Below are 8,660 nucleotides of genomic sequence, written 5' to 3'. Positions count from 1 at the left end.
ACATTATTCGACATAAATATAATTTGAATAATTTTGATATCTATTTTATAATTTAAATAGATTCGTAATAATGAACGAAAGTGTCACTGAGGCTGAAGCCTTATTTTTTTCGAAGGCTGTTCTTGTGAATGAACAGTCGGATTTTATGTCGCACAAATAGAAAACTAATAGAAGAGGTGGATGTTATGATCGATTTACACTGTCATATACTTCCAGGTATAGATGATGGAGCAAGCCACATGGAAGAAAGTCTTGAAATGGCCCGAGCAGCACTTAAGCAGGGTATCGAGACGGTTGTAGCTGCACCGCATCACCAAACATCTGAGTATTATAACGAACCACAACAGATCATAGAACAATGCAGGAAATTAAATGAACGTTTATATGAAGAAGGAATAGACCTTACTGTTCTGCCTGGACAAGAAGTTCGGCTCCACGAAGAATTCATAAAAGAGCTGGAACAGGGAATGGTCCTTCCGATAAATGAAAAAAGCGGGTATTTATATGTAGAGTTTCCGGAGAATACTGTTCCGCATTATGCCAAGCAGATGCTTTACGACATGCAGATGGCGGGATATAAGCCTGTGATTGTCCACCCGGAACGGAACCGTACACTTCGGGAACAGCCGGACCTGCTCTATCACTTTGTTAAAAACGGCGCGTTCACGCAGTTATCAGCCGGGAGTCTTGTCGGGAAATTCGGCAGGGATTCCCAAAAGTTTGCTTATCAGATCATTGAACATAACCTTGGACACGTCATCGCCTCCGATGCTCATGACTCGAAGAAACGGGGGTTCTTCCTGAAAGAGGCGTATGATAAAGTAGGGAAGAAATTCGGAACGGACATGATGTATCAATTCATGGAGAACGCCCATGTCGTACTGGACGGAGAAATGGTGTTCACCAATCCACCGGAGCGCATCCGTGTGAAGAAGCGGCTGGGTTTATTCTAACGGGTATTTACGTATCAAGCATAGTCGACATACATTCGACGTCTTTGAAGCTAACGACCCAGAAGCCGTTAACTTCAAACACAGTCTGAAAAAGCACACCATTTTGTGGTGTGCTTTTTATTTGAATAATAGTAAGAAAAAAACTCGGAAACATTTAAAAGTCTTGTATTTTTATGTAAACTGAATGAGCGAAGGAACTCATATTTTGTGGAGATAGGAAAAGTTTTAGAAGAGGAGTTGCGATATGAAATCTAGAAAACTATGGGCAATTCTCATTGTCCTTGCAGCGGTTTGTTTTGGAAGCAGTCACGTCATGGCGGAAGAGGATGCGTCTGTTAAGCTGATCGTTAAATACAAGGACAGGGTTACGACTCAGTCGACAGATCCGGTATTTCCTCTGGATGTAGTGGAAACGGACAAACGAAATTGGAAAGAGAAGAAAGAAGACCTTGAGCAGGATCCAGATGTGGAGTATGTGGAGCTTGATGCGAAAGTGTACTCGCAGGGTGCTCCAAATGATACGTTCTACCCCGATCAACAGGTAACCTTTCAGAGAATGAATGTAATAAAGGCTTGGAACCTTTATAAAGACGCTTCCGATGCAGAGCCTGTAGTCGCCGTCGTCGATTCAGGTGTGAACGCGTCCCACCCTGATTTAAAGGGACAGGTAATTAAAGGGACCAACCTTTTGGAAAGTGGTCAGAATCCAACAGACCATTATGGTCACGGAACACATGTAGCGGGGTTAATAGGTGCAGTTACGAACAATAAGACAGGAGTTGCTTCTCTATCAAAAGGTGATGTCAGAATTATGCCTGTCAAGATGATGGAAGAGAACGAAGGGAGCGTATCAGACCTTATTGATGGTATTGAGTATGCAGTTGATCACGATGCAGACATCATCAACTTGAGCCTCGGTACATATACCTACCGCTCTTCTTTGGAAGAGGCTGTCCAATATGCCGTCGAACATGGGGTGCTTGTCGTCGCTGCAGCCGGAAATGATGAGAAGAACGATACGCTTTATCCAGCGGCATTCGATCAGGTAGTCGCGGTTGGAAGCTACGACCTGAACAAGAAAGAAAAGGCCTCGTTCTCGAATTATGGTGCCGATATCGATGTCGTTACACCGGGAACGGATTTAATCAGTACATATTTGCAAGACGATTACGAATATATGGAAGGAACAAGCATGTCCACCGGCCATGTAAGCAGTCTGGCAGCTATGGTAAAGAATCAAGCTCCTTTCCTGACCGGACAACAGACGAAGCGTCTCATCGAACAGTCGGCATCCCCGGTAGCCGGTGCGTATGATTTAGGGAATGGGATGATTGATGCAGAGAAGACGCTCGCTCAGATTAAAGAATCTCACAGAATCTCAGGCGCTACCGCTGTCGATACGGCTGTCGAAATATCCAAACAGGGTTGGAATGAGCTTCAGCAGCAATCCTTGATGGTGGATGGACGTAAACAGGAAGGTAAATTTGTCATCCTCGCAACAGCCAAAGATTTTCCGGACAGCCTTGCTGTATCACCACTCGCCTCCTACTTGAACAGCCCGGTTCTACTGGAGAAGAAAGATAGATTATCTTCAACTGTTGCGAAGGAATTGAAGCGTCTCGGTGCAACCGATGTGATCATGGTAGGTGGTACCGTTGCTGTCCATCCGGATGTCGAGAAGGATTTGAAGGAAACGGGATACCGAGTTCATCGCATCAAAGGTGCCGATCGTTACGAAACAGCGATTGCTGTCAATGAGCTGATTCCTTATGACACCAATAAAGCATTCGTTGTTTCAGGTCAGGAATTTCCGGACGCTCTTTCTGCTGCTGGGTACAGTGGGATGAAGCAGTATCCGATTATTTATGTGAAACAAAACAAGATCCCGGAGAGCGCCCGATCCTACTTGGAAGACCTGGGTATTACGAAAGCCTATATTGTCGGTGGAACGAATCCGGTTTCCAACGATGTGGAAAAGGAACTGGAGGCTCTCAGCCCTTATCGGATATCGGGTGCCACACGTTATGAAACGAATGAAGCCATGCATCGCACCTTTGGAAATAAGCAGGCAGATACCCTCTATTTTACGACAGGTAGAAACTTCCCTGATGCCATGGCGGTGACGCCGCTTGCCGTCCAATCGAACAGCCCTGTCCTTTTGACGAACCAAAATAAGTGGACGACTATGGAACGCAGTATGAAGTTATTCGGAGAGCGCGCCGACTACCATATTATCGGCGGTTCAGAAGCAATCAGCATACCGTTGGCATGGAAAATCGACCGGGTTCTAATAAATTAGTAGTTTCTATAAAACTTTTCTTACAAACGAGTAGAAAATTAACATTTTTCCTTTGCTATCTTTTTTGCAGGGAATTAGTAGTAGAAATTTAAGGTATAGAAAAGGCTGTCCATTTCGGATATCCCAGCCTGTGAATTCCGCGGTTTAAAAAGGCCTAACAACAGTTAGGTCTTTTTTATTAGGTAAATATTCTGAATTTAATAAATAGTTTGACCTTAATACAACTGTAAAGTAAAATTAATATTGTAATTTTTTGCAATATTTTAATAAATAAAGGAGGTGGAGGAAGGATTTAGTTTGTCAGATTACCAAGAAAACCAGGGAGGTTATTATTTTGGTGTCAAATAAGAAGAATATGAAGAAAAAAGCGCTGTCCGTCCTAGCCAGTGCGGCGATCGTAGCTTCTTCCTTTGCCGGAGTCAGTACATATAGTCCGGGAGCAGTACAGGCAGAAACGAAGGCTCCGAAGACGTTCAACACGCTGTTGAACCAGGAAGAAGTCCTGAAGCTTGCAAATAACGAAGCAGCTACACAGGAACTCGTAATCATCGGTAACGGGAAAACGGATGCTACGCAACAGTTGGAGAAGCTTGGCGTAAAAGTCAAACAAAATCATAAGAACTATGGTTATTTAGCCGATGTACCGACAAACAAAATATTGGATGTCGTCAAACTAGATTCCGTCCGTACGGTCGGAGAGAATGCTAAAGTGGAGCTTGCACCACTGGAGCCGAAGGAACTGAATGCCGATAAACAGAGTGCAGTCGATCCAAAAGCAGATGTCACTCCGGATCAATTGGAAACGCATCCAGCGACAGGGGTCGATGAAATTCAGGATAAGTTCAGCGGAGAAGGAATCCGTGTAGGGATCATTGACTCCGGTCCCGATCCAGGGCATGAGTCCTTCACAGAACAGCCGGATGACGCTGATTTTGCAGAAACAAGAAAGTTCGGTGACTCTAAGATAACTGAGGTCCGAGATTATACGATCTCTGATTTTCACGCAGCAAACACTGGTGTTTATCCCCTTGAAGACAAATACGCCGAATATCTGGAGAATGAACCATACGGTTATTTCTCAGAAGGTGATGTCGTCTTCATGGAAATTCCAGAAGAATTAGAAGATGCGTTTTCCTTGGATGAAATCAATCCAGATGGAGAAGATGCCTATTTCGGTAGCACCCATTTTAATGCGCTTGCAGACTTGAATGGGGATGGAAGCGAAGAAGTAGATGAAGACGGCAATCCTGTGATGGACAACTTCGGGGTGCTGCTTGTCGGTGATGAAGTGTACATCGATACAGATATCGACGGAGACTTCACGGACGAAACGGCTTATAAAGATGGTGAAGCAGGTACATTCGATGTTGATGTGACAGACGAAACGGTCGGTGCCAACTTCCGAGTAAACGATATGAACCGCTATGAGGAAGACTTCGGCATTAAAACGGTCAACCTGTTTACGGACTTGAACGGCCACGGTTCTCACGTAGCAGGTATTTCCGCAGCGGATGGACCGCTACGCTCTAACGCGTATGGAGCAGTGGCAGGAGAAGGTGTCGCACCGGGGGCAGATATTGTCGGTATGCGTGTTTTCCAAGAAGACGGCGGTGCCTACACATGGAGCATACAAACGGCCATGATTGATGCGGCTCTACCGGAATCAGAAGGTGGGTTCGGCGTCGATGTTGCAAACTTAAGTCTCGGTTCTTCCCCTGACTTGAACGATGGTACAGGAAGTTACGGCGAGTTGATGACGCTGCTTTCCGATGATTTCGACATCGTTTTCGTCACATCTGCCGGTAATGCAGGTCCGGGGATCGACACGGTCGGGTCTCCCGGGGATGTAGGCAGTGTTATTTCTGTAGGGGCTTATATCAACTCTGAGATGTGGGCGAAAGAATATAACAACTTCCCATATGGAAAAGATAAAGATGGCAATCCACTTGATGGGGAAGGCTTATGGTACTTCTCATCTGTCGGACCGAACGAAGCCGGTGATCAGAAGCCGGATATCGTAGCACCTGGTTCTGCTTATGCCGCCCAGCCGGTTCACCAATATCAAGCAGAAGGCCAGACAGCATATGATGTCCTGCAGGGTACTAGTATGTCAGCGCCGTACGTCGCAGGTGCTGTTGCCGTTCTGAAGTCAGCGGCAGAGAAAGATCGTATGCCTTTTGATTACGAGCTTGCTCGTGAAGCATTGATCCAGACGGCGAGAGAGCTGGATGGTTATGATCGTGCTCAACAGGGTGGCGGCTTGATTGATGTGCCGGCTGCTTATGAGTATATGCGCGATAACTTCATCAGTGAAGTGAAGGATGTCGATGTCACTGTATTCCACGGCGAGAAAGTCGCCGGCGGACCAGGCCTATATGTCCGTAACAAAGACATCCCTGAAACAGTGGAAGTTCTTGTCCACAACACATCCGATGAAGCGAAGAAGCTGGAAGTGAAAGCTTCTGATGATTGGTTTACGCCTTCTGTCAAAGAGGTTTCTCTTGGTGCAGGAGAGTATAAGTATATTACGGTCAATTATGATGCCGAGAAGCTGAAGACGGGCGTCAACGCCGGAACGCTTACATTTGACGATCCTTCTACACCATACGTAGAAGCGCGCAGTGCCCAGACGATCGTTACAGGGTATGAGTTCACAAAAGAGAACAAGCACCGCTTCCGCGCGACGGATGAAGTGCAGGCCGCTCAAACAAAAGGATATACATTTGATGTAGATTCCGGTGTGAGTGAGCTTCGTTTCACACTTGATGCCGTAACGGAGGGTGGCGAAGAGCAGGCGAGAGTCCGTCTTATGGTCTTTGATCCGGATGGAGTTCAAGTAAATGTACCTTCTACCGGCTATGCCGGCTATGACGGGAAGGACTTGGATGAATATGTCGCCTCTTCTCCTAAGCAAGGGGTTTGGGAAGTACATGTATACGGTGCAACCAATCCTGAACAAGGGAAAGAAATGAATAAATATACGTTGGATGCCGTTGCTCAGGACTTTGTCAGTGAGCCGGGACGTATAGATTTAGGTAAAGTTTCTTCTTCCGAGAAGATAGATAAAGAAGTTACTTTCACGAACTACATGAAGGATGCAAAAGACGTGAAATTTGAAACGGTCGGATTCACAGGACCGATCAAAGACACGATTAAGGGAACAGTGAAGCAGGATACGGAAGCATCCCAGGTGGATGGAGAAGTTATCGATATTGATATCGAGAACAACGTGTCTCTAAGTGTGGATGTTGCCCCGGCTGCCCCGGCTGATTTGGACTTGTTCCTATTCCGCGACGGAGAACTGGTAGCAGCCAGTGCGAGTGCTTCGGATAGTGAAGCTTTCTCTGTTAAAGGACTTCCGGATGGACAATACCAGATTGCTGTTGACTACTTCGGTACAGGTACCGCTTCTGTCGATTACACCTTGAATATGACAGAAGAAAAAGTCCTATCCTATGATTCCGAAGACAAGGGTGAAGGATCCGTTAAAGCAGGGAAAGACGCTGCGAAAGTGGACGTTGGACAATCTGTAACGGTTCCTGTCTCCATTACGACACCGGAGAAATCCATCAAAGGATACTCCGCGCTTTACATGGTCGACAAAGCGACAGATGAAGTGCTCGATCTCGTTCCAATTACGACAGATGCGGACATTGTACAAGTGCTGTCCGGAAAAGAACGGGTAGGAACAGCTATTGAAATTTCTAAGGAACTTTATCCTAATGGCGGTGCAGATACAGTCATCGTAACCACAGGATTTAACTTCCCGGATGCTCTTTCTGCCGGACCACTAGCTTCCGCAGCAGAAGCACCGATCATACCGGTAAACAGTAAAGGTAAATTAACAGATGCAGCCCTTAAGGAAATCAAACGCCTTGGTGCGAAGAACGTGTATCTGTTAGGCGGTGAAGGTGCGGTTTCTAAAGAAGTGTTCAGCCAATTGAACACGATCAGCATTGCATCTGATAAGGTTGAACGTTTGTCAGGTGACACCCGTTATGAAACAAACCTTGCGATCGCAGATGAGCTGCAGAATTCCTTTGGATTCGAAGGCAACGGTGTCTTCCTTGCTACAGGTAAGAACTATGCGGATGCTTTGAGTGCTGCTTCTCTTGCCGGAGCAGAAGGAATGCCGATCGTCTTGACAGATGGTAAGAAGCTGTCTAAAGAAGCAATGGCCATCCTGGAAGATGAAGATGTCTATGTTGTCGGTGGAACTGGTGTTATCTCGGATGACCTGGTGAATCAAGTCGACAAGAAGGCTCTTTCCGTGGAACGCCTGTCCGGTACGAACCGTTACGGTACGCTTGTATCGCTGTTGAAAGAGTTCGGACCGAATACTGGTGAATTGTATGTAGCAAGCGGACGAAACTATCCGGACGCTCTCGCAGCAGCACCACTGGTAACAGGTAATGGAGGATCGCTTCTATTGGTCGATCCAGAGAAGCTTCCTAAAGAATTGGATGCTTATTTGACGAAATACGTCTATACGACTGATGTTACATCCGTAACCGTTCTTGGTGGAGACGGCGCTGTCAGCCCGGCAGTTAAAGAAGCTCTACAGAAGAAAGTTACAGAATAAAGTAGTCGCAGGAGAGTACTTTCCCGAGTCAGGGAAGGTACTCTTTTTGTGTATAGATTTCGTTCGGCTCCTGATAATAGAAGATAAAGAAGATAGGGAGTGAACGAAATGTCTACTGTGGAACTTATCCTCAGGCTGTTACTTGCCTTTACGACGTTACTTCTTCTTACAAGGTTGATGGGGAGGAAAGAGATATCCCAGATGACTTTCTTTAATTTCGTTTCGGCAATCTCTGTCGGCACAATAGGAGCTTCACTTGCCATTGATTCTACCCTGAGTGTTCGGAACGGCATCATCGCTCTTCTTGGATGGAGTGTCTTTACCGTTCTGCTCGGTTATTTGGATCTCAAGTCAAAGCCTATCAGGGAAGTGATGAACGGGCAGCCCATCATCTTGATTAAAGATGGAAAGATAGAAAAAAATGCCTTAAAGAAAGCACGCCTGGATTTGGATGCGCTGCGGGTATTGCTGAGGAAAAAGAATGCATTTGCGGTCGCTGAGGTTGACATGGCTGTGTTTGAAATCGACGGTACGGTTTCTGTCCTGAAATACCAGCAGAATAGAACGGCTACGAAAAGGGATACCGGTACTCCACCAATCAGAAAAGTGTACCCTGCGCCGACGACTTTAATAGCAGATGGAAGAAAGATTGAACACAATTTGAAAGAATTGGGCATTACAGAGCAGTGGCTGGATGCAAGGTTGGCAGACAGTGGTGTGCAGGACATAAAAAATGTCTATTATGCAGAAGTACAGGAAGATGGAAAACTCCATGTAGATTGCAGCGAATGAAAATGAAACACCTAAAAAAGCCGCCTGTTTTTCC

4 protein-coding genes are annotated in these 8,660 nt (G+C 45.9%); all 4 read left to right on the top strand.

Annotation, left to right across the window (positions count from 1 at the left end):
* Positions 1-185 precede the first annotated feature (185 nt).
* A complete protein-coding gene (locus tag D479_RS18735) occupies positions 186-953 on the top strand; it encodes a CpsB/CapC family capsule biosynthesis tyrosine phosphatase (RefSeq protein WP_008640215.1) in 768 nt (255 codons plus the stop codon).
* Between the two features lie 244 nt (positions 954-1,197).
* Positions 1,198-3,252 (top strand): S8 family serine peptidase, encoded by a 2,055-nt coding sequence (locus tag D479_RS20040; RefSeq protein WP_008640214.1) that lies wholly within the window; start codon positions 1,198-1,200, stop codon positions 3,250-3,252.
* Between the two features lie 337 nt (positions 3,253-3,589).
* Positions 3,590-7,834, top strand: coding sequence for a cell wall-binding repeat-containing protein (locus D479_RS18725; protein ID WP_241210951.1), 4,245 nt, complete (start codon positions 3,590-3,592; stop codon positions 7,832-7,834).
* A gap of 108 nt (positions 7,835-7,942) precedes the next feature.
* Positions 7,943-8,626, top strand: coding sequence for a DUF421 domain-containing protein (locus tag D479_RS18720; protein WP_008640212.1), 684 nt, complete (start codon positions 7,943-7,945; stop codon positions 8,624-8,626).
* The last annotated feature ends 34 nt before the right edge of the window (positions 8,627-8,660 follow it).

Source organism: Halobacillus sp. BAB-2008, from assembly GCF_000328325.1.
In the GTDB taxonomy this organism is placed as follows: Bacteria; Bacillota; Bacilli; order Bacillales; family Halobacillaceae; genus Halobacillus.
The sequence above is the reverse complement of the archived record's forward strand: the minus strand, read 5'-3'. Positions and strand labels throughout refer to the sequence as shown.